Annotated in this window: 2 protein-coding genes; both read right to left on the reverse strand. The window is 56.1% G+C overall.

Annotation, left to right across the window (positions count from 1 at the left end; translation table 11 throughout):
• The coding region (locus AC1DBD_RS17700) for a hypothetical protein (protein ID WP_476982701.1) at positions 1 to 402 on the reverse strand (402 nt) is incomplete at its 3' end.
• On the reverse strand, positions 395 to 637 hold a 243-nt coding region (locus AC1DBD_RS17705; RefSeq protein WP_476982702.1), incomplete at its 5' end, for a hypothetical protein. The genes AC1DBD_RS17705 and AC1DBD_RS17700, both read right to left, overlap by 8 nt.

Below are 637 nucleotides of genomic sequence, written 5' to 3' on the forward strand. Positions count from 1 at the left end.
AAGCACGCGTTCGCCGACGCCGCCGGCAAGCTTAGTTGGCGCAAGATGCACCCGGGCGACCTTACGAATTTCTTTGATAGGCGCATAGATATCCTTCAAGAATTCATTTTGGTCCACGAGATCCCACTCCACCGTGAACTCCGTTCCCTTCAGTTGGTAGCAGCAACTCAAAGAGCCCTCTCCGGACCCCGGCTGGAGGTCGCCCCCGCCACCGGCCGTGTTTCCAAACTCGTCCCGAATGACAAACCGAGTGAGGTTGTATGGCGTGTAGTTAAACCCGGCCACGCTCAAGCCGCCGTAGGTCGGTGTCGAAGAGAACGCGTCGCAGCCCGTGACAAGAAGCAGAGGCAAGACCCAACGCAGAATTAGCAGTCGTCTCAGGTTGTGGGTTCGTCTAGCCATGGGAAGGTCCTTTATTGGMGTGTTGTTCCTTCATGCGCTTCAAGTCCTGAAGCACCGCGCTTGGCAATTGCTCCATCGCCGCGCCGAAGGCTCCCGGCTTGCCGCGGGTTTCGGCCAGGATCTTCTCAATAGCAGGATGTGTGTCGAATCGCGGATTGATCAGCAAGGTGAAGTACACGTACTGTTTTAGATCGTCGGTATTGGTAAGCCGATACTTCAACCATCCCTCTGAAGC

The sequence above is a fragment of the Arthrobacter sp. 10T419 genome, from assembly GCF_056394105.1.